This window comes from Bacillus sp. FJAT-29790 (assembly GCF_019039215.1).
Taxonomy (GTDB): Bacteria; Bacillota; Bacilli; order Bacillales; family Cytobacillaceae; genus Cytobacillus.
Genome location: NZ_JAHNZZ010000001.1, coordinates 1,999,044 through 2,020,813 on the forward strand (window position 1 = coordinate 1,999,044; position 21,770 = coordinate 2,020,813).

At 32.6% G+C, this 21,770-nt stretch carries 18 protein-coding genes; 7 read left to right on the forward strand and 11 right to left on the reverse strand.

The features are described 5' to 3' along the window. Nucleotides 1-930, forward strand: a 930-nt coding sequence (locus BGM26_RS09560; protein WP_254119180.1) for an RES family NAD+ phosphorylase, incomplete at its 5' end; no start/stop codon positions are given. A gap of 979 nt (nt 931-1,909) precedes the next feature. Here the strand turns inward: BGM26_RS09560 and BGM26_RS09565 are convergent. Beyond that, on the reverse strand, nt 1,910-2,272 hold the full coding sequence (locus BGM26_RS09565) for a helix-turn-helix domain-containing protein (RefSeq protein WP_217039600.1): 363 nt from the start codon (nt 2,270-2,272) through the stop codon (nt 1,910-1,912). A gap of 134 nt (nt 2,273-2,406) precedes the next feature. Here BGM26_RS09565 and BGM26_RS09570 point away from each other — a divergent pair, with 134 nt between their 5' ends. Beyond that, entirely contained in the window at nt 2,407-3,399 is a 993-nt protein-coding gene (locus BGM26_RS09570) for a DGQHR domain-containing protein (RefSeq protein ID WP_217039601.1), read from the forward strand. A 191-nt stretch (nt 3,400-3,590) separates the two neighbouring features. Here the strand turns inward: BGM26_RS09570 and BGM26_RS21690 are convergent, their stop codons facing one another. The 4 genes from BGM26_RS21690 to BGM26_RS09585 all read right to left on the reverse strand — a co-directional run bounded on the left by BGM26_RS21690 (nt 3,591) and on the right by BGM26_RS09585 (nt 8,869). Further along, the gene (locus tag BGM26_RS21690) at nt 3,591-3,716 is read right to left on the reverse strand and encodes a hypothetical protein (protein WP_302053227.1); all 126 of its coding nucleotides are present in this window, start codon (nt 3,714-3,716) and stop codon (nt 3,591-3,593) included. Between the two features lie 240 nt (nt 3,717-3,956). Further along, nucleotides 3,957-5,225: a phosphorylase family protein gene (locus tag BGM26_RS09575; protein WP_217039602.1), complete on the reverse strand. Its 1,269-nt coding sequence runs from the start codon at nt 5,223-5,225 to the stop codon at nt 3,957-3,959. Beyond that, entirely contained in the window at nt 5,218-5,673 is a 456-nt protein-coding gene (locus BGM26_RS09580) for a response regulator (RefSeq protein ID WP_217039603.1), read from the reverse strand. The genes BGM26_RS09575 and BGM26_RS09580 overlap by 8 nt, the downstream gene beginning before the upstream one ends. Beyond that, nucleotides 5,654-8,869, reverse strand: coding sequence for a hypothetical protein (locus BGM26_RS09585; protein ID WP_217039604.1), 3,216 nt, complete (start codon nt 8,867-8,869; stop codon nt 5,654-5,656). The genes BGM26_RS09580 and BGM26_RS09585 overlap by 20 nt, the downstream gene beginning before the upstream one ends. A gap of 266 nt (nt 8,870-9,135) precedes the next feature. Here BGM26_RS09585 and BGM26_RS09590 point away from each other — a divergent pair, with 266 nt between their 5' ends. From BGM26_RS09590 to BGM26_RS09600, 3 genes are all read left to right on the forward strand, one after another. Then, nucleotides 9,136-9,693: a hypothetical protein gene (locus BGM26_RS09590; protein WP_217039605.1), complete on the forward strand. Its 558-nt coding sequence runs from the start codon at nt 9,136-9,138 to the stop codon at nt 9,691-9,693. A gap of 1,012 nt (nt 9,694-10,705) precedes the next feature. Further along, on the forward strand, nt 10,706-11,935 hold the full coding sequence (locus BGM26_RS09595) for a DNA polymerase IV (protein WP_217039606.1): 1,230 nt from the start codon (nt 10,706-10,708) through the stop codon (nt 11,933-11,935). 12 nt (nt 11,936-11,947) lie between these two features. Further along, nucleotides 11,948-12,292, forward strand: coding sequence for a YolD-like family protein (locus tag BGM26_RS09600; protein ID WP_217039607.1), 345 nt, complete (start codon nt 11,948-11,950; stop codon nt 12,290-12,292). 17 nt (nt 12,293-12,309) lie between these two features. Here BGM26_RS09600 and BGM26_RS09605 read toward each other — a convergent pair whose 3' ends face one another. Genes BGM26_RS09605 through BGM26_RS09620 form a run of 4 tightly spaced genes read right to left on the reverse strand, consistent with a single transcriptional unit; the run spans nt 12,310 to nt 17,841 of the window. Then, entirely contained in the window at nt 12,310-12,810 is a 501-nt protein-coding gene (locus tag BGM26_RS09605) for a DUF6262 family protein (RefSeq protein WP_217039608.1), read from the reverse strand. A gap of 4 nt (nt 12,811-12,814) precedes the next feature. Then, entirely contained in the window at nt 12,815-14,473 is a 1,659-nt protein-coding gene (locus tag BGM26_RS09610; protein ID WP_217039609.1) for a site-specific integrase, read from the reverse strand. Then, nucleotides 14,454-16,667, reverse strand: a complete 2,214-nt coding sequence (locus BGM26_RS09615) for a tyrosine-type recombinase/integrase (protein WP_217039610.1) — start codon at nt 16,665-16,667, stop codon at nt 14,454-14,456. Before BGM26_RS09615 ends, BGM26_RS09610 begins: the two co-directional genes overlap by 20 nt. Next, complete coding sequence (locus BGM26_RS09620; RefSeq protein WP_254119182.1) at nt 16,654-17,841, reverse strand: tyrosine-type recombinase/integrase; 1,188 nt, start codon at nt 17,839-17,841, stop codon at nt 16,654-16,656. The genes BGM26_RS09615 and BGM26_RS09620 overlap by 14 nt, the downstream gene beginning before the upstream one ends. A 466-nt stretch (nt 17,842-18,307) precedes the next feature. On the opposite strand from BGM26_RS09620, the gene BGM26_RS09625 reads away from it, so the two are divergent. Beyond that, complete coding sequence (locus BGM26_RS09625) at nt 18,308-18,511, forward strand: YqzH family protein (RefSeq protein WP_217039611.1); 204 nt, start codon at nt 18,308-18,310, stop codon at nt 18,509-18,511. 87 nt (nt 18,512-18,598) lie between these two features. On the opposite strand, the gene BGM26_RS09630 is transcribed toward BGM26_RS09625, so the two are convergent. Continuing rightward, the gene (locus BGM26_RS09630; RefSeq protein WP_217039612.1) at nt 18,599-19,393 is read right to left on the reverse strand and encodes an SDR family NAD(P)-dependent oxidoreductase; all 795 of its coding nucleotides are present in this window, start codon (nt 19,391-19,393) and stop codon (nt 18,599-18,601) included. Between the two features lie 9 nt (nt 19,394-19,402). Continuing rightward, nucleotides 19,403-20,368: an MBL fold metallo-hydrolase gene (locus tag BGM26_RS09635; RefSeq protein WP_217039613.1), complete on the reverse strand. Its 966-nt coding sequence runs from the start codon at nt 20,366-20,368 to the stop codon at nt 19,403-19,405. 249 nt (nt 20,369-20,617) lie between these two features. On the opposite strand from BGM26_RS09635, the gene BGM26_RS09640 reads away from it, so the two are divergent. After that, a complete protein-coding gene (locus BGM26_RS09640) occupies nt 20,618-21,499 on the forward strand; it encodes an LCP family glycopolymer transferase (protein WP_254119499.1) in 882 nt (293 codons plus the stop codon). The last annotated feature ends 271 nt before the right edge of the window (nt 21,500-21,770 follow it).

Here is a 21,770-nt window from a genome sequence, read left to right on the forward strand (position 1 = left end):
TTGGATACGAGTGCCTTAAAGTCAGCATCATTGGGATTAGCAGGATTGGATACGAGTGCCTTGAAAGCATCAACAATGGGATTAGCAGCAATAAGTTCAAATTGGATTCTATCCGATTCAGTGGTTAATGCAATGTCTTTAGTAAATAAAGATCAGGATGCAAAATATATATTTAGTAAAATACCAAAAGATGACTATCAAATATCTCAAAGTTTTGATGATGATAGGAAAGAATTAGAATTTGTTCTTGCAGACAAAGAAAATATTAAATCTATACCAGTGAGGGATATACCAAGGGTATTGGCAGTTACAGATATTGTCACAAGTCTTACAGCTAAAGATGTTTTTAATCTTTATAGACACTTAGTGGAGTTTCCAATGCTGGGTTTGGAACATCCAGTAGGAAGAAAAATTTTTGATAAAATCAATATGAACTTAATAAAAGTCGAGAAATTAAATTTATTCCGTGCAAGAAGTCGAGATATAAAAACAAGAAAGTTACCTTTTACCGATATTGAGATGTTTAAAGCCCCACACGGTGTATCTAGCCAAGGAAGATTTAATTTTTTTGGTCAAGGAGAATTGTATACTTGCGATACAAAAGAAGTGGCACTAAGCGAAATTGTTTCAGATAATCCTAATTTAAGGTACGACATAATTGAATGGCAGCTAATGCAACCAGTAGGGTTGCTAGATTTATCAGACTCTGAATCTCCTCTTGTGCAATACTGCAGTTTTGAAAAGAAGACTCCAAATAGGCAAGAGTACTTACTACCTAACTTTTTAGCACAATGTGCAAAGTACTATGGAATATATGGAATCATTTATAAGAGTGTAGCTCATCCGTATGCATTAAATTATGTCTTCTTTGATTATGAACAAAGATGGTTTAATACTGTAGATATGGAGATTGACAAAACATGCAATTAACTACAATAAAATGATTTTGAATTATAAAGAGCATCTCGTTCTATGGGACTTTTTAGATGTACCACAAGCTATTTCAACAGACCAAGGGTCGGAGAATTAGTAACTAAATAATAATGCTTAAAATGTTACTTAACCAGCCAGCGTTAATAATGCGGTGAAATTAGAAAAAGGGATAAGTGAAGCAATTGGCCAGACTAAAAGTATGTAACAAAACCATTTGAAAAGAGCTGGCTTACTTTATATTATGGAAGTCAGCTTATTTTTTATAATGTGTCATTCGTCAAAGATAGAATTCATCTGTATTTCTCCATCAAAAGAGATAGCCTTATCGCCTTCGGGAATATCTACCATAAGGTAGGAAAAAGGTTTTAATGCTTCTTTTTATATTTCATTTTCATTAACTGCTAATCTTTCCAATTGCCAATTCTGATACATCTAATCAATCCCTCCCAATAATAGGAATTCTTGCACTGCAGTAAAAATGCAGTGTGAGCCAGCCTTTAAGAAGTGAGTTCTCTGGATGATACTAAAGTAAAAAAAGAATTGGAACCCCTGTACATTTTATATCCATAGCATATATTAAGCGAAAAGCTTGTCCACAGTTGGGCTGGTAAATCCTTTTCCTCCAAAGATTTGTAAGTTGAAACAAATATGAGGAACGTTAAGATGAAGATCTCGTATAACAAGTGAAGATATGATAATTCAAGGAGTAATTAAGGGGTACGTTTCAAGTTTATTTGGAGAAGGAGATTTAGAAATGAATCAAGTTGTTAATCTGGGTGTAGCCAAAATAGAAAACTAGGTTCAAGCATATTTGAATTAGGATAAACTTATCATGCAGTCCTTGAGTTACAAAGCCTAAATAGCTACCTTATATAATGGCTATCAAGGCTTACTAGCGTCTGTTAGCATCATAATGAAGTGTGCAATTGTATTCCTACTCTCTAAAAACCTTTGTATTAAAAACCTTTATATCTTTTTATTTAATTTCCTTATCATAGTCATAAGTTTCAAAAATTTCTTTTGTTATTTTATAAATAAGTCTTGATTCATTTAAGTTTCTTTCATTTAATAAATCCACAATTGAGTCAATGATTTCCTTTTTACTATAATATTCATCTGCAATTAAATTTTGAACACTAAATAATGTTTTTACATCTACTTCTAATCCATTTAATATTTTTTCTAAAGTTTCTAAGGTAATATTTCTTTCTCCCCTCTCTACTCCTGCCAAGAATGAGGTTTGAAAATCAGCTTTTTCAGATAACCCCTCTATTGTTAATTCTTTCATTTTCCTTAGTTCGCGAATATTTTTTCCAACCAATTTTGCTAAGTTTTCCATTTTATCACCTCTACTTAAGAGTAGGTGAGGCACTTAGCTATAAACAGATACATATGAGTACATTTTCCATTGATTATTGTACTCATAAGTACTATTTTAGAATAGTTAACAAAAAAATAGAGAGGTGCATAACTATGAATGATTATTTACCATCAAATATAGTAATTGAGAATGTTATACAATTTAAAATGAGAGGAAGAGTAGCATACCAAGGATATGTATCTTCTCAGATTGCGGTTAATTTTTCTTATTCTAAACCTTATAATCACCCTTCTGGAAAAGGATATCAAAGACCAATCAATAAAGTAAGAAGTAAAGATTTTGCCAACTATTTATCTAAAGGAGAAGACTCTTTATATACACCCATTCTACTTAATGCTGCTGGTAATTGGGAATTTCAAGCTTATTCTAAAGACCGTCCACTTTTTGGTAGATTGGTTTCCAAGAAAAAAGCTTCTTTAATGGATGGTCAACATAGATTAGCCGGAATTGAAGAATATGTTAAGAAAACTGATACTACACTTAATATTCCATTCTTAGCATTTCATTACCTTGATGAAGATGAAGAAATTAAGCTATTTGATGTAATCAATACTAAAGCAAAAGGTATAGGTACTTCTTTAAGTCGATATCTAAACAGAAATAACGACGATCTAAGTTGGGTTGCAACCAATCTAATACTCAGACCTGAAAGTCCTTTTCATAGTAAAGGAACACTTATCGGTAAAAGAACAAAAGAAAAACATATAACTCTTCAAAATCTTTATAATATCGTTACTTTATTGATTAAAAAATCGGACTTAGAAGACCTTTCAAAAGAAAAAATATTGGGCCTCTCATTGTTTTACTTTAATGCAATAAAAGATATTCTCCCAGGGGAATGGGAAGATTTTAAATCTTATAGATTAACACATATCATCGCTTTAAATGCTTTAGCAATGGCCGGAAACGAAATTATCTCAAATAATTTCTTGTATAAGAGCCAACAGCCTAATTCTAGTAAAATTTTATCTATGTTAGGAAATCTGAAACAAATTGATTGGTCAATAAATGGAGATTTACAGTATCTAAAAGGAGTAAGTGGTTCAAGAATTTTATCCCAAGATATACTAAATTGCATAAGATAGGTTAAACAAATTAAGACCTAAATAAAAAAAACAATTAAATTAAAGGACATTACATATATTATATGACTAATATGTAATGTCCTTTCTTATTCCACAATCGCCCGATTGTTGAATTAGCTACTTCAATATCCACCGAACAATATATTACCTTTTTAAATTATCTTCTAGTTCTTTCTCGATTTCTTCATCGCTTACTCTCTGTTTCCAACATCTTGGATATTAAGATGATTTGAAATCTGTTTTAATTGATATTTAATAGTCGAAAGGCTAAATACGACATATAAGATAAATAATACAGCTACAATGCTCCAAAACATTGATTTCCCCCTCATAAACCTACTAATGGATAGATTTCTTTTCCTTCCTTATGTTCCGTTAAATGGCCCTTAAATCGAAAATTTGCGCTTATCCTTCTTCTTCAAGGATAGCGCCCTTTAATGGAATAACTCACTTAATTCTTCTTTAACTAACGACCCCGTTAGCAAAATTATAAAGGCAGCTTGTGAATATTTCTCAAGCTGCTTTTTATTACTAAAATATTATTAAGATCTTATATTTTAAGATTCTGGATCAAAAATACCTCTGTTAATAAATACATCCGATATTAAGTAATTGATAATTTGTCCATTCATATACTTACAATATTGATGATAATCATCATTTTTATTATTATCAGCAAAGTCTGATACAATTTTAAACGCAATAAACTTCGGAACAGGATGTTTAGATAAATAGCATGCACGATACAATCCATAAATCTCCATATCTACCCCAAGTAATTTTCTCTCGTTCCTAATTAAACCTTTTAAAATCTTATCATTCGCAATCACCGCATTACCACTACTCATTGGACCAATATGGATGCTAGGCGGATTATTGGGTTTATTTCCTGTATAAGAACAATAAAACTTACTAAAGATTTCATTTTCGAACTTCATTTCTTTTGCTATAGATACTAGATTTGAACTTGCATTAACATGAGAAGTTGTTGGTAAAAATACTGTTTCACCGTTTTCTTCTATATATTTACCAGTTTCATGAGAATAACAAGTACTTGCAAAAATAATGTCCCCTAAATTCACTTGATTCTCTATACCCGCAGTTATTCCAAACATCACTATAACCTTAGGTTTATAATAGTCAATCATTTTTGAAGTCACAATAGCAGTGTCAGTAGTTCCCATATGATCAGGGGTATTACAAATTATTTTAATTTCTTCACCATCAACATCTAACTTACTTTTAAAGAAAAACACACTAGAATCTGTATGATTTCTTTCACTTACTAAATCCCAGCCTAAAGAAAATAATACCGATAGTTCGCTTTCTAAAGCACATATAATCCCTAAATCATAATCATACTCTTTTAGTTTGGTTGCTGCCATTTGTTTATTAGTGATTAAATGTTCCAAAGAATGGACCAATGGTGCATGCCAACTATCAGATATCCCATCATATTTAGCTACTTTAAATATTGTTTGTTGGAAACGTCTCTCAAAACTTTTATAACTGTTGTCATGAGCTGTTAATACTAATACATACGTTGGAGACTTTATACCGTTTCTTCGCTGTCTATGAGCTGTTATAGTTGCTTGAATCTCTTGTAATAAAGATAACCCTGCGTCCTCTTTAACACCTTGATTTTCAAATTCAGGAAGCTGAATATCTAGTATAAGTAAATCATAGTATTCGTTAATCAATTCTCCACGAGCACTATTCAAATAAGTACACTGTTTTATTGTTACTTCAGAATAATGAGTTTGAATGAAACCAGACACTTTAGTATATTTTTCCTCATTATCCTCAACAATTAATACTTTAATCATTAAAGTTTTCTTCTAAAATACTTTTCAACTGATTTTCCCAATCTGATTTTCCAGTGTCATAATAAATCATATCGATTAGATTAGTAGAGTATTCCTTAGCTAAGTCTTCATGTAATTCGTCAAAGCTTTTTAAGTTGTCACTTTCTCCAAAATTTGCATATTGTGTAATAACAATTACTGGAGTTTTGATTCGTTTTCTTTTCATATCACTTAATATAACTTTACCTGCAAATTGTACTGGTTTCCCGCCACTAGATGATGAATTCTTATCAAAATTAGGCATTGTCATATCAAGTAAAATTAAATCGTATTCTCCTTTTAATATTTTTCTAATTCCACTGTTAAAAGAATTAGCGAAATCTAAATTTATGTTTTCTATTTGGCTTTTTAAATAAGACTCTATTTTAAAAATTTTATTTGGATCATCTTCAACTATTAATATCTTCAAAAATAATCCCCCTTGTGTCTAGAGAAATATAAATAAAGTAGTTCTCATCATCGTCAATTCCAAAATCTAGATTGAATGTAGGGGTTTTAATATCGTATCTTAAAACCTTTACAATTTTGTATAAACCAGAACCGCCTTCTTCAGAAGCTCTTGCTAGAATATTTGACTCTTCATGAGTTGAGATATAATTTATTTCAGACAATTTATCTTTTAATACTTCTCTTCTATTCAAAATTTCTTGAGCATCTAAATTAATAGGGTTAATACACTCAATTTTCAAGAATGGACTTTCATACTTAATTTCCAATTCAAATTTAAATTCATTATGAAAACCACTTCTCTTAACAATATTGTCAAAAATTGCATAAAATAGTTCATTAAACCACTTTAGATACTTTCCTTGTACTTTTAATTTGTTTGTATTTATTTCTATTGTTGAATCAATAGATATATTAAAGTTAGAGCTCTTAATATATTCTAAAGCAATATTTACAGGCAGTTCTAAAGTAAAATTATCAATATCTACTATATTTTCTTTAGTAAACCAGTTTGAAACATGCTTAATTTGATATTCAATTTCAGTCCTTAAATCAATAATCTTATTGTTAAACTCTTGAAGGTTTAATTGCATACCAGTCATTTTATTAATTTCTTCAATTTCAATAATAAAACTATTTATCGCATCTAATAAATTATATTTAAAATCAGTATTTAAATACTCTCTAACAACATTAAGATTGCGCTCAGTATATTCCCAAAGCATTTCTATTATTTGATCAATAAATGTATCGATAGTTAAATTTTCTGTATTTACATGTTTAGCATATAAAATTATTAATTCAACCTGCTTGATATAATAATTAAATAATGCAATAGTATCGTTTAAATCTGTTGAAATTTGTAATTTAGCATCTTTTAATAAATTTAATAAATCATCAATATTCTTATTAAAAGAATTAAATGCACTAATCACATGATTTCTATTACTTTGGTTTACATTTAATTTTTCTAACCAATATTGATTAACTTTATACTTATTTTCGTATGAATTAAATAGAGTTAAAAAGTAATCCTTTTCAAAAAGTTTCCTAAATTGCGCAATAATTGTTCCATGTCTAATACCCAAACTCAAATAAACATTCAATCCATACTGTTTACTAAAAATGAATGTATCTCTTAATTGAAAAATCATTTCATTGTAAATCTCAGAATAACTGTTTCTTTTAAAAGTATTTCCATCCTTCTCATTTTCACCATTAAAATAGAACTCAACTGGTAATCCTTTTGACTTCGAGCTACTAAAATATTCAGTGATTCTGTTGAAATTATTATCTATTAACGATAATGCTTGTTTTTTGATTCCCTCAGTATCAACATAGATTTTACTTTTTTCAAGAGCTGCTGTATGAACTCTTATTTGAGATTTTTCATTTAAATCTCGAATTTCTTCTGAATAATCATTTTTATTATCAGGATCTATTTGAGTTAGAATTCTACAAATTTTTATTCTTTCTTCTTCAACCTGCTCATATGTCTCAAAATAGTAATATTGTGACATATTATCAATTGTACAATATTCTTTTAAAACAAAGATTAACTTCTCTTTAGGATATTTACCTAGGTCAAAAGTCATTTCACTTATAAGATTCACATCATTTTCTACAAGGAAATCTTCTAAAAAGTTGTGTTTTCTTATTTCTAAATTGTGGTCGGTATACCTGGTTAACAGCTCAACAAAAATTAAGATATTTATATTTGAATATGAATATTCCTCTTCAAGTAAAGATTCATACATGAAAATTAAATCAATATCGTGAATTACCTCGTATTCTTCTAGGTATGAATCGATCAATAGATTGAGAGCTACTTCAAAATTCTCAAGACCTATATAGGAATTTATTTTACCTTTAAAAATTTCTGGCTTATATATAAATGAATCTGAACTTATTTTATTGAAAGATTTTAATGCTTCCTGATAGTCTTTCTTTAATAGATATATATTTCCTAATAATCTATGCTTTCTATTTTCCTCTATATCCAAACTTTCAATTTGATTTAAATCTAGCTGACTATAAGCCTTGTGTATTTTATAAGTAATACTTTCAGGATAAAAGTTTAATTCTATGTACTGATCCTGATAATAACTTTCTTTAAAAAGAGAAGATAAAATCTGAGGTTTTAAGAAACTTGAATATTTAAAACCTTTTTTAAAGATTGGAATAGATTCAAATATCTTCATTCCATATTTTTGATTTGTAATTAAGCTTAGTAATTTCCATGCCCATTTATTTGTGTTATGGGCAATACAAATTTTTAATATTTCATCAATTTTTTCCTCAGAAACTTCCCTATTTTTTGTACTATAAATTTCCAGTAACAAATTAATTATTCTTATATAAAATTTAGCTTCAGAATCCTCTAAATTATTTATATCTTTAACTAAAAGCGATTTAGCATAAATCTCATAAACACCTATTTCATAAGGTAATGTTTGTAGTATCTCCTCACATATTGCTATTGAATCATCATAATTTCCTTGAGAATATGAATTTAGAGCTAAGATTAACATTGCATTTTCTTCATTTGTTGTTTCAGTATAATCATTTTTTAAAATACGATAATATGGAGATAAATTATTTGGATAAATAGAATACAAAATATTATAGGCTTTATTTAATACAGCATCATCCACTTTTTTTATATCACTATCAATTAGGTTTTCAGTGATTTTTAGTAAAGTAAAATATCTGTCGATTAAAGATAAATTCTCTAGTACATTTAACAATGAGTTTAAATCGATATCTTCAAAATCCTCTGCTATTGAAAAATGGAATAGCAAGAAGTCAGATAAGTTATATTTCTTAACCCAAGACCAAGTTTGAACCATTCTTTGTAATTCAATTTCAAAGCGAGCAGGTGAAACAAGTTCATCTGACTTAATATGTAATATCCAATTAAGAAACTTATAAAACGAGTTTAGTTCGCTATTTTGAAGAGTCTCATAATAACCTTCAGACGTCTCCTTGTCTGTAACATTGAATAAATTGATTTTATTTTCTATCAACCAAATACTATTTCCATAAACCGATTCAATTTCAATAAGTAATTGGTTACAATAGCTATAATTGGCTTTAAAGTATTCTCTAGAGTACTCATCTGTTTTAGCTAGAAAATCAGATAATGTATCTTTATACATTGAGATTATCTCCAATTGCCATAGCATTTCAACAGTATAGTTATTAATGTTCTCTACAAGATACTGAAAAATATGAATATTCCTTTGTGGAAACAATGTATTATTATAAATTTTTCTTAATTTTGGATTTTTACTGATCATTAGTAATTTCGATTTGATATTACTCTTATTTAATCGATATTTTAGCTGCTTTATATTCAAATAGCTATTTGTTCTTTTAAAGTTTTTTGTCATAAAATATCCCCAATCTTATTAAGGAGTGTAAAATGATTATTGATTTTATTGATTTTTCAAACGCACAACATATATCTCTAGTAACAACCTCAATAACTGCAGTAATAACGCTTACTACTTTATTTTTTACAATTAGAAATAATAAATCAAATAACTTCGTTAATTCAGTAAATAAAGAACGAATTGATTCTTTAAAAAATCTAAAAGTAAATGTAGCTGAATTTAATAGCCTTTTATTTTCAATTATATATGAAAATGGTTCTAAGGAAACAAGTTACATAATTAAATTAAAATGTTTAATTGAATTTCAATTAAATTCAAAGAAATCATTTGAACTAGAAATTATCTCACATCTTAACAACATTGTTAAACTTCATACTGTGTTACGTAATCCAAAAGATCATTCTAAAGAAGAATTATTATCTATTTTCAGTGATTTAAAAATCAATATTCCTGCAAACTTGATTTATCTTAATAATAAGCAATTTATAACAAGTCTATTAAAGATAGAGCAAAATTTATTTGAAGACTTGATAAATAAGCATATTAAAAATGAATGGGAAAGAATAAAAAAAGATAGTAGAGCGTGAATATTTCCTAATATTTAATTCAAATTTAAAAGCATAGATTTCAGTTCCATGATATCTATGCTATGTTTACTTCTAAGTAAAGTACTCAGTTCGTTTTCAACTTCTTTCACCGCATCTTGAATCTGAGTACTCCATTGTTCGTAGGTAACAGTTAATGTAATGGTATCAAGCCATGATTTTGTAAATGAAGGTTTACCTGCTATGGGAATAGAAACCTTTATATCAGGGTTATTTGTCGATATATAAAATGATGCATAGCCCCCCATTGAAAAACCAGATATGCCAATTTTAATTGTAATAATTCTCTCTTAATCCTTAAAGTATTCACTTAAGTTCTGTATATTGATTGCTGATTGTTCAATAACTTCGTGCATATGGACGTAGGTATTCAAGCCAGTATCTCGTGGAAAAACTTGAGGAAATTTGTTGCTCTCATTTTTTCCCTTTATTTCCCTTTCTTTCCCCATGTCCTTTACAATCCATGCTTATGTAATAAAATCCTTTCATTGCAAGCATATATCCAAAATCGATAGCTTGTTCACGATGCCCCGTGAATAAAAAATACCAACGGACAACTATATATTTTCTCCTAAAAAATATTTAAAATTGGAATATCATTTACTACACTTGTCTCCTTTATTATTTTTTTCATAAGTAATCATCTATATCGCCTTTATTATTTCATGAACCAGCTATTTTTCACAAAGTTATTCCGTTAAATGGCCCTTTAATTGAACAATACAGCTGAAGTTTAAGGGTTGAAAGTAAAACCCTATCAATACAAGGAATTATTAAAGTTTGTTAAATTTCGAACTTTATTTCAAAGTCACAATTAAATCGTGTTTTGATCTATCTTTTTTAAAACACGATTTTTCAATTTGTTCTTTTATCAACACTTATGGAGTTAATCACTTTTTTCAAGCCAACACTATTTTCCAGTACTAAACGAACATACTTTCGTATATAATAAATACGAAGGTATGTTCTTTTTTTAGGAAAAGGTGATAACATGATGAAGGAAAAAGTGATTTTCCTTGCAGATATCCAGTCGTTTTATGCTTCTGTTGAAAAGGTTAAGAATGATGCTTATAGAAATCAACCTCTAGTAGTAGCTGGAGATCCAGAAAGAAGATCAGGAATTATTCTAGCAGCATGTCCTTTAGCAAAGAACTTTGGGATTAAAACTGCGGAACCATTATGGCAAGCCCAAAATAAATGTCCAGAATTAGTTATTGTTAAACCTCATATGCAAGACTATATAAATGTCTCATTGGCTATAAGTCAGATTATGGAGCAATTTACCGATTTAGTAGAACCATTTTCAATTGATGAGCAATTTTTGGATATTTCCGGTAGCTTAAAAATATTTGGAAATGAATATATTATTGCTCATAAGTTACAGCAAAAAATACTAAATGAAACTGGATTATATGCGAGGGTTGGAATTGGTAAAAATAAAATCCTTGCGAAAATGGCATGTGACAATTTTGCCAAAAAAAATGAAAATGGAATATTTAAATTAGATGGAACAAATATGGATGAGCTTTGGAAATTGCCTATTGGCAAAATGTTTGGGGTTGGAAGACGAATGGAAAAGCATTTGCAAGGAATGGGCATCTTTACAATTGGTCAATTAGCAAATTCCCCCATTAAAATTTTAAAAAAACGTTGGGGAATTAATGGAGAGGTACTTTGGCAGACGGCAAATGGGATTGATTATTCTCCTGTTACTGTAAAAACATTCGATCAACAAAAAGCAATTGGTCATCAAATGACCTTACCAAGAGATTATTCAGAACTAGAAGAAATCAAAATCGTTTTATTAGAACTTTGTACTGAAGTAGCTAGAAGATGTCGAGTTAAAGGATATATGGGAACCACTGTTTCATTTGGCGTTAGAGGAGCTGATTTTGACTTTCCTACTGGTTTCAATAGACAAATATCCCTTCCAATTCCGACGAGTTTTGACTTAGATATTTTCAAGGCGGCATATGATTTATTACTTAAACATTGGGATAAACAGCCTATAAGAAGTTTGGGTGTCTCATTAAGTAACTTACAAACCTCCGATTGCTATCAGATTGACTTGTTCGATAACTATTTAGATCGGGAAAAGTTAAATCGTGCGTTAGACGCTATATGGGACAAATATGGGCGTACAGCCATATATAGAGCCTCCTCATTAACCAAATCGGGTCAGGCTTCTGAGCGTGCAAAAAAAATAGGTGGACATTACAAATAGAGGTGATTATAAATGGCAGTAAATAAATTGAGCAAAGGGTATAATTTACGCTGGGAATCGAGTCGAATGATGCTACCTGAACATAGGGAGCAGCTATTAGGGGAAAAACGAAAACAACAAGAGTTTAAACCTCCTTTACTAGATAATGATCAACTACAGGAGATCAACTGTATAATTATTAAATCCATTGAACAGAAGCGAGCAATTACGATTACCTATGCAGAAAAATACGGACCTGCAGAGTTCTGGGGATGGATCCAAAAGGTAGATACAATTGAAGGTTGGTTAAAAATTATCAATGAGGAAGATATCCTAATCCTTTCCTTTAAGAGAATCTTACAAGTTGAAATCAGCTAACATGGAAGACACCAATTCTAATCGGTGTCTTCCATGTTAAGATCGCTTGTGTCTACACCATGAAGATGAAGCTTTCGAAGAATACGAAGATTATGATGAAGAAGTTTTTGATGGCGCTCCTTCATCTCCTCAAAATCCTGCCGATAAACACTGGAACGCGCTTTCTCATTATTCAATGCTTTTGTTAGTCGCGAAATCTCAAGTTCACTTTTTTGTATCCTTCGATCTAAAAGAGAAATTTCGATCTGAAGCTTTTCTTTATCCTTATGGTGATGATCTATCTCTTGCTGAATTTTGCTTTCCTTTTGCGATATAGCCCAATTCTCATCCCATAAAGATCGCAGATGAGGTTTATACAGTGCCGCTCGGCTAAGACCCGAAATATCAACAAGTTTAACGGCAGTAATTCGACAATTCTGCCCCTCTAAATCATGAAGATACTGAATGGCCCATTTTACGCGCTCTATACTTTCTTCTCGCTTTTTTTGCTGAAGCTCTCGTAATCCATCATTCGCCATATTATCACACCCAATCGGGTGATTTTGTAAGATTATTCAGTTTTGCCTCAAGTTTGTTGTCCTTAAATTGAGCAATTCCCTTTTCGCAAATAGATAATATTCTTTCAAGATAGCTCAAATTCCTAACGGCATTTTCAAAATGAGCAGATCGGCGGGGATCTTTGGCAGTGCGGTCTATTATTTCTTGCCAATAAGCATGTTCGGTTTTGTAATCATCATAATACTCAAGTTTCGGAACAAACCAATCACAAGCATAGCATTCAAAATGGACAGAGGTTCCTTTAGGATTGCAGCCAGAAATGTCACTACAGATCCCGACACCTTTTTTTCCATTAGCTTCCCATGTAAGATAACGTCTTGAATCTTTAGAAAGCTGCTTTATTGTTCGATCATCCAGATTCAATATTTTTCCGCGGAATTCAACAGGACTATCATTCGGGTTACGGAGTCCAGAAATACCGAGATGAATTGCCTTGTGTTGCTCTACAAGTTGATGGGTGTAGTGTTTCGTCATTACCTCATTTTTGTGCCCAGTTAGCCGTCGAACTTGTTCAGTGGTATAACCTACAGTGTATAAACGGTCAGTAACTGTATTATGACGAAATTGATGGGTTGTCGGAATAACTAATAAGCCGCTTTCATCACGAAAATCAAAAATTAAAGCTAATTGACATAAAAGCAAGTTTATTTTAGGTCGTTGCCAATTTGTTATATTAGTACTTGACCGAGAGGAAAACTTAACTTCAAGATTCCCATTTTTCCCCTTAAAACTCCAATTTCGAATAACAAATAAGTAATCTGTTTTAGCCCCTTGAACAGTTGGGTATTCCACAAGCAGCTTTTCGGTTTGCTTCTGAAGGTCTCGAATTAAATCAACTACATATTTACCATGACCCGTATAAGCTACAGGAATCATCTTTACTTCCTCACGATCAAATCCTCCACTCTGTTTAAAAGTCGGAATCTGAATAACATATTCACCATAGAATGATTTCAAACAATCTCGTTGCATAGATAATATTTCGGTAATTCGATTCGGAAAGGATCGTAAAAGCCAGTAAACTGTACGGAACTCTATAGGAATGTTGTTACTCTCATTTTTCATGACCAGATCCCAAGAGCGAAGTACTTTTTTTGATAAAGGTTTTCTTTTGCTTTTTTCTTTAATAAACGGAAACGGATTTTTATTCTTTGTTGGTACTATATTTGGCATTTCATCAAAATCCGTTAATTTCATAAAAAAGTCTTGGAGAGCAGCATAATGTTTTTGCTGATTAACTATTGATGAATTGTCTTGCCTCAAGAAATATTCGTATGCATTCACATGATCGCGGTTAATTTCCGCTAAAGGTATACCGGAATGGTATTGAACAATATATTTAAGAAATCGGGAAATTCTTAAGCATTTTTGAAAAGTATCATATATTGAGGTTTCTGAGAATAATGCATAATATTTAACCCACTCTTTGTATTGACTTGGAGCTTGATAAAAAGTAATTGTGTAACTTGCTTTTGGTAAAGAATCTTTATGCTTTTTACTGAAATACCAAGAATCATCTGAAAAATTGAAATGTCCAAATTGTTCAATTCTCCCTATAAGAAGTTCCTTTAGATTTTTAGTATTGCCTTCAAGGTATTGCTGATTATGAATACTTTTCTGCATTTTTCGGAATCCTTTTCTCTATGAATTTTTCGATTTTTACTATGGTTTCCTTATACAAGGAAAGTAGGTGAGACTCAGCTTGATAGTCGCGATATTCTTCGTAATTTTCAATTCTTTGTTGCTTCATTAATAGAATCATGTCATTGACATAAGATTGTTGCTCAGAGTATAGCTTTTTCCACATTGGAAGTTTTTGAGGGCCAGTCAATAGGAGGGAACACCCCACACATGAGCGTTTATGACAGGGACCGAATGAGACATGTTTTACACAACTACCGTGACCTTCTGGTGTTTCTCGCGCACCAGTCAAAATTTCTTTTTTGAGTTGCTCCAATTCAGAAGATGTATAAGAACGTTGAATATCTTTATCGATCGAGTTAAAAAGTTCCTCAAATAGTTCACGATCTAATTCAGCTATCTTTTTTGCATCAACATCTTGATAATACTGACGTGTGGTATTCTCAGACATGTGACCAAGAATTTCCCCAACCTCTGAAATAGAGCTTCCTTCAGTTAAGAGTTTAACGGCTAATGTCTTTCGACATTGATGGTTAGAATAATGCCATAACTCTCCTGATTTATCTTTAATGTTATGCCGTTTAATACAACGGTTAATAGAGTTCGCAATTGTCGAACCTGCATGCCCAGCAATTAATAGGTCTTTATCATGCCTGCGACTGTTTGCATATTTAATAAAGATATAACTAGTGTTACCTTTCCGACGAAGAATTTCCGTTTCCTTAATCTGTGCTTTGATAACATCAACAACTTCTTCACTTAACAGTGGAACACTATGATATTCATCTAGACCCATTTTCCTGCGTCTTCTAAGTATTTTATATGTAACAAATCTCAAATAATAGATAGCCTCAGTTTCGTTATATGTTAAACAGTCTTCTTCGAGTTTAAGTACTTCCGAAGCTCTCATCCCAGTATTCATCATAATAAGCCATGTTCGATAAACATGGAGGGGACATTCATGTATAACATCTGATAATTTATCCGCAACTTCATCAGGAATGTATTCACTATTTTTTACAAAACCACTGATATTTCGATATTTGAAACGGCGAAATGGATTCCTAAGATTTTCCTTGTTTTCTTTAGACTTTAGCCAATCGTAATATATTCGAATCGAAGAAAAGGACAGAAAAATAGTTGTCAATGCATACTTTCTATTCCCGTTTTCCTTTTTCTCTTGTTGAAGGATATCAAAAATTTGTAAAGCATCAATATAAGTAGTCTGAAGAACCGATTTATAGCTTGGACATACTTTTTGAAGCGTAATACAAACACGTATGATGTTTGAAAATCTTCTAAAAAGAGCTTTGGCATCTTCACCTTTTTCATACCAAAAGAGTAGATAATACTGAAACTCTTTTTTAATTGGGTTATTCAAACCAATAAAATTAAATTTCATTAAACGTTTTGTTTGTACATCCATATAAGGTATAGCCCATGAATCAGCACCTATATTTATTATTTCTTGTTTTTTTACTTTCTTAGCTCGCCAGTTGTTTATAATTGTTAAGAAAAATTCTTGTTGCTCTTTATCCAACGATGCAAATTCAATTCTAACTAAAAATGCAGCCTTGACAAGTCGATGAAAACTAATTTCTTCGCCTTCTTCAGCAAGACTTTCAATACAATAAGATAAATATGAACGAAACTCGTCAGGTAGTTCTCCAATAGCAAGAATCATAAATCTTTTAAAAGTAAGTGTTTTACCAATTTTATAGACCTGATGACTGGATCGTTGTTGAAAAACTTCTTTTAAAATAGTAATAACATTTTCATAAAATTGATCTATCGCCTTAATTAATAGCGGCATTCTTTTTAGGCTCCGAAACCCTAAATAATCAGATTCATGAATATAGTTACAGAATGCTGATCCAGTGAAATACTTACCTCGAGCTACAAATTCTAATCCGCATGAAATAACGAGATCAACAAATAAATCTCGAAAAACATTCTCGGCTAAAAGATAAAGAACGTATCCTGATGTTTCACCATATTTTTCAGGCAAGTTACGAATATATTGAACATCTTTTGTAATTAAAGCATTTTCCCATTCTTGTATATATTGCTTTAGTAAATCAAATGATTTACTCCATTTAACCTCTAACTTAACACCATTAACTGCTAATAAATAACGAATGGAACCCCTCGTATCAATAAGTTCAATCTTTGTCATGTATTTTGTCACCTTTAGTTAAATGACCTGTAATTGATGCAATAACAGGTTTAATTCGTTCCATAATTTTTCGTTTTTGCGTCATGCTATAACCTTTCTCATAAGGTTTAATACTTCTCTCACTTCGCCATCCCATTTCTTCATCAATGAAAGTTTTTGTGATCCTTAGTTCAGGGTTTTCTCTCATTAATTCAACAAGTTGCTGAGCCCGAGTACTGCGTCCACTATGTGTCCGAATTTCGCTTTTGACCAAACCAGCCCTTTCACCGGCACCTTTTAAAATACGGAGAAAATTACGTGTTTTAAGAGGGCTTCCTTTATATTTACCTTGATTATTAAGAAAAAGATAATCATATCCTAATATATCTGCTTCAGCTCGTTCAGTAGTTATGTATGTTTGAATCATTTCAGCAAGATGCGTATATATATATAGTTTACGTTCAGTAGTTTTTGCCCTTGCACGGTTCTCAATATTTTGTTCCCTCACGATATCAAGAGAAGGTTCAAAAGGATCAAATTGATCAAGCTTTAGACCCAACAGCTCTCCAATACGCATTCCAGTCTCTACACTAATGGTGAACACCGTTTTATCTCTAAGAGTGCGGAATTCTTTGCAAATAGCTGTGATTTCTTGTTCAGTGTACCACTTAAGATGGTTTCTTTTTTTTTGGTATTTCACTCTTGAAAGTACGGTTTCATCGATATCAAAATTCCATATTTGACCATAAAGGAGTTTCGTATTCACCAGAGGAGCTTGCTTGGTTCTTTTGCTACTGTAAAGAACGGGATTCATTGTAACTTTTCGTTCGTCTTCTAACCAATGGTAAAAAGACTTCAATACAGTTATGTAAGTACTCAGAGCTTTAAAGGTCATTTGGCCTTCAAAGTTAATGACTTTATCCCCTAAACCTAAAAGATCTTTAATATATTCCTCAATAACCCTTTTATTCGTTACCTCATAATAATGCAAACCATTCGCTCTTAGGTAACGAAAGTATCTTAAGAGCGCGTAAGCATAGCGTTCTCCTGTTAAATAACTATTCATACTTACTAGATCAAGCCATAAACAAGGATCTTGAATAGGGATGCCGTTTTCAGTGATCATGTATCTTAAATCATTTTGATTTCTTGCAATCTCAACTTGAATACCGTAATGTTGTTGACTCTTACCCAATAAAAACTCCCCCACTATAATAGTAAATTAAATAGTTTACAATTATATTTTTGTCTATTATTCTTGCCTTCTCTAACTATCAGTAATAAAGTAATTCTTGTAAACTATTAATTATCGTTGACAAGATGATAACAGAACATATCCACGCACAATATTTGATTTTCTGGCATCGTACAGTAATTGAACATGACAGCCTCCTTCTAAAAAACACTAAACTGAATAAGAGAAAGCACAGGGCGCAAGAGCTAGACAATTATCTAACTCGAAAAAATTTTTTACAATCAAAAGAACACCCGTTCTATTTATGTATATCCATTATGATAAACGAATATACGTTCGTTTTCAATGGCAATTTTACGACCCTTTTACAAAATTAGGGTTTCCATCATTATGTCCAGCCTAAATAGCCGTAGGTCCGCCCCATTTCCCCCTCAAAACCGTTATAATACAAATGAGGTGGAACCGCATGGATCGAAAATTAATTTTTAAAATGGTGGAAAATTGCTTAAAACAATATAATCAAAACGGATTGTTCTCAGCAGACAGCAAAGAATATGACGAAATTTATCATAAAATCCTTGCCCTTAAAAGCAAAGAAAAGGAAAGTACTTTGCATGATATTGTCAATGACGTGGTTTATGGCTTTTTGACGGACTCTCCATACTTTTAGAGGCTTCTTATGAGGTTGATTAGGAAGAGAAGAATAAAATGCACCTTTTCCGCCAACGAACAGCTGGCAGGAAAGGTGCATTTTCACCTATTTTTGATTAAACATCCGTCTCCCTAACCGCTCAAACAAGCGCGGAAAAAGAGTATAAACGATACTCCCCGCATTCATCCAGCGGGGCAAATTGATTTCCCGGATAGGCGTCAGCATCGCATCGACCACTTTTCTGGCCACATACTCCGGTTTCAGCATATATTTTTGCACATTTTTTACGTATGTTCCTTTTTCATCGGCAATCGTAAAAAAATTCGTTTCAATCGGTCCGGGGTTAACAGCTGTCACATAAACATGATGTCCAGAAAGCTCCATCCGAAGGCTGTTTGTGTATCCGAGAACCGCATGTTTTGTTGCCGAGTAAGCGCTCGATTTTGGGGTCGCGATCTTCCCGGCCTGTGAGGCAATATTAATAATATGGCCGCTTCCCTGTTGCCTCATTCCGGGCAAAACCATGCTCGTACAAGCCATTAAGCCAACAACATTGACAGCAAACATCCCTTTGATTTCATCGATTTGGGCCTCATATGCTTCCCGGAAAATCCCGAACCCAGCATTGTTAACAAGTACATCAATATGGCCTCTTTGAAGGAGTATTTCCGAAAATACGGCCTGAATATCATCCGTATTAGAAACATCTAACTTATACACATCCACTTCTACCTGATAACGGGATTGCAGCTTTTCTTTCAACAAATTCAGCTTCTCAAGGTTTCGGGCGAGAAGTACAAGATTTGCGCCCCTCTCCGCACAAAGAGATGCCATTTCCGCTCCGATTCCCCCTGAAGCCCCTGTAATAATGATATTTTTATTTTTTAAACGATCTGCCAATATGTCACCTCATTTGACTGCCGTATAGACAAACGCTTTCTGCTCTTTATTTATATAAATCTCGCCTAATGAATGTAAATAGTCTAGCTGGGCGATGGTTTCCGAGATTGTCAGAGATAGCTCCCGTTCATACACGGCTGGAAAAAGACGCTGACAGATTTCAAAAACCGTTAGGGCCTCTGTTTCCAGCCATTTTCGTACATGCATCGCCCGGTCATGCTGACGGGCCAGCCTTTTCTCGATCAGCTCATTGACATCATAAATTTCATCACCATGACCTGTATAAACAAGCTGAATAGGGAGCGGCAGCAGCTTTTTCAATGATTCATTGTATTGCAATTGAGGCTTAGGGCGCTCTATTTTCCCAGGTAAGGGTGGTTCTAATAAGGGATTAGGCGAGATGTGGGCAAGTAGATGGTCCCCGGCAATATAAACCCCATCCTTTTCACGAAATAAACCAATATGGCTCTGGGCATGCCCAGGTGTTTCAATAACCGTCCAATTATCAAGGCCAGGTGGCTTATCCCCTTCTGTCAGTTCCCCTGTAAGAGATCGGTTGCAGGAATAACGCAGCGACTTTTTTAACAATGGGATCAACGCTAAATATTGTTCAGGAATCCCTAATTTAGTAAAAAGCTCATAGTAAAAGGCATCATGTGCTTTCAAAAATGCCTCTGTACGGAATAACCATCTTTCATTTAACCAATGGCCATACACATCTATAGACGACGGAAAAAATTCCAAAAGACCTGCGTGATCAGGATGGTGGTGGGTCAGCACGACCTGTTCAATATCATTGATTGTTAATTCCAAGTCTTTCAGCTGTATATTTAGCGCCTCCCACGCCTCCTCCGTTTTTGGTCCAACATCGACGAGCGTCAGCCGATCTCCTTTTACAACAAAAACATTTACATCCCCAACAGCAAAAGGGGTCGGAAGAACGATTTTAGCTATACCGTCTTTCCACTCTGCCATTTTTTCAACTCCTTAAAAGATTGCTATGAATGGACAAATTTATATCCATACATTTCTAATCACTCTCATATAATAGAATAAGTGTAACTTTCTTTTTGGTAACTGTCATTATTTTCACATAGCTTTCTTTCGATACAGGCATTATAGGAATCATTGTTACATTTCAATAGTAGTGTATTTTTCCAAAATGCAGGGGGAGGAAAAGTGAGAGCACAAAAAAATAAAAGGATCTGGCCGCGAATAACAGCAATGATTGCTCTATTCATTTTGATCGGCACAGGCATATATGGCTATGCTGTATACCATTCTTTAACAGATGTAGTTGCAACGATGCATCAACCAATTAAAAGGGAAAAATCAGAAAAGCGAATGGAAAAAATAACCTTAGAGAAACAAGATGCCTTCTCCATTCTTATGCTTGGAATCGATGAAAGTGAGGGAGATCGGGGCAGATCAGATTCGATCATCGTTTTAACTGTCAACCCTGATCAAGCTTCTGTCAAAATGCTTAGTATCCCGCGTGATACAAGAACGGAGATTGTCGGACGTGGAAAGGATGACAAAATTAACCACGCCTATGCATATGGTGGAGTAGAGATGTCAATTGCAACAGTGGAACATTTTTTAGACATTCCAATTGACTACTATATGCAAATAAACATGGAAGGTTTTCAAGAGATTGTTGATTCGATTGGCGGGGTTACTGTCAATAATGATTTAGACTTTACCGTTGACGGCGTTCATTTTCCTCAGGGAGAATTAACGTTAAATGGGGAAAATGCTTTAATGTTTTCCCGTATGAGGTACGATGACCCTAGAGGTGATTTTGGCCGTCAGCTTAGACAGCGTGAGGTTCTTAAAGCTGTTATTAAGGAGGGGGCAAGCCTCTCATCATTAACAAATTATCAAGAAATATTTAGTGCATTAGGTAAGAATATCAAAACAAACCTAACGTTTGATGATATGGTTCGTATACAGAAAAATTATCGCGGGGCAGCGAAAACGATCGAACAGATTTCCATAGAGGGCAGTGACGCCACTATCGATCACATTTACTATTTAATTGTTCCAGACAAAGAAAAGCAACGTGTTCAAACTGAATTGATAAGTCATTTAGAACTGAATAAATAAAGACTGAAAAATATGTTTATATGTATATTTTATTCTAAAATAGTTATAAATAAAGGCTGTTTTCGCATATATTGTTGTTTTAGCCTACAAAGTTTGCCCGTTGATTTCCGCTGCGGGCACTCAACTCAGATTATTAAATAAAAATCGCATTATAAAAGCAACAAACCTTATGAAAACAGCCTAAATAAAAAAGATCAGGCAACTACAGCCGCAAAGCAAGCGGCTAACCAACGATTGCTGATTACAAAAAGAAGTAACCACCCATTATCCT

Bases quoted from the DNA above. Each gene is read 5' to 3' on its own strand.
- BGM26_RS09565 (WP_217039600.1), bottom strand. From the start codon at position 2,272: ATGGAAAACTTAGCAAAATTGGTTGGAAAAAATATTCGCGAACTAAGG.
- BGM26_RS09570 (WP_217039601.1), top strand. From the start codon at position 2,407: ATGAATGATTATTTACCATCAAATATAGTAATTGAGAATGTTATACAA.
- BGM26_RS21690 (WP_302053227.1), bottom strand. From the start codon at position 3,716: ATGTTTTGGAGCATTGTAGCTGTATTATTTATCTTATATGTCGTATTT.
- BGM26_RS09575 (WP_217039602.1), bottom strand. From the start codon at position 5,225: ATGATTAAAGTATTAATTGTTGAGGATAATGAGGAAAAATATACTAAA.
- BGM26_RS09585 (WP_217039604.1), bottom strand. From the start codon at position 8,869: ATGTATAAAGATACATTATCTGATTTTCTAGCTAAAACAGATGAGTAC.
- BGM26_RS09590 (WP_217039605.1), top strand. From the start codon at position 9,136: ATGATTATTGATTTTATTGATTTTTCAAACGCACAACATATATCTCTA.
- BGM26_RS09595 (WP_217039606.1), top strand. From the start codon at position 10,706: ATGAAGGAAAAAGTGATTTTCCTTGCAGATATCCAGTCGTTTTATGCT.
- BGM26_RS09600 (WP_217039607.1), top strand. From the start codon at position 11,948: ATGGCAGTAAATAAATTGAGCAAAGGGTATAATTTACGCTGGGAATCG.
- BGM26_RS09605 (WP_217039608.1), bottom strand. From the start codon at position 12,810: ATGGCGAATGATGGATTACGAGAGCTTCAGCAAAAAAAGCGAGAAGAA.
- BGM26_RS09610 (WP_217039609.1), bottom strand. From the start codon at position 14,473: ATGCAGAAAAGTATTCATAATCAGCAATACCTTGAAGGCAATACTAAA.
- BGM26_RS09615 (WP_217039610.1), bottom strand. From the start codon at position 16,667: ATGACAAAGATTGAACTTATTGATACGAGGGGTTCCATTCGTTATTTA.
- BGM26_RS09625 (WP_217039611.1), top strand. From the start codon at position 18,308: ATGGATCGAAAATTAATTTTTAAAATGGTGGAAAATTGCTTAAAACAA.
- BGM26_RS09635 (WP_217039613.1), bottom strand. From the start codon at position 20,368: ATGGCAGAGTGGAAAGACGGTATAGCTAAAATCGTTCTTCCGACCCCT.
- BGM26_RS09640 (WP_254119499.1), top strand. From the start codon at position 20,618: ATGATTGCTCTATTCATTTTGATCGGCACAGGCATATATGGCTATGCT.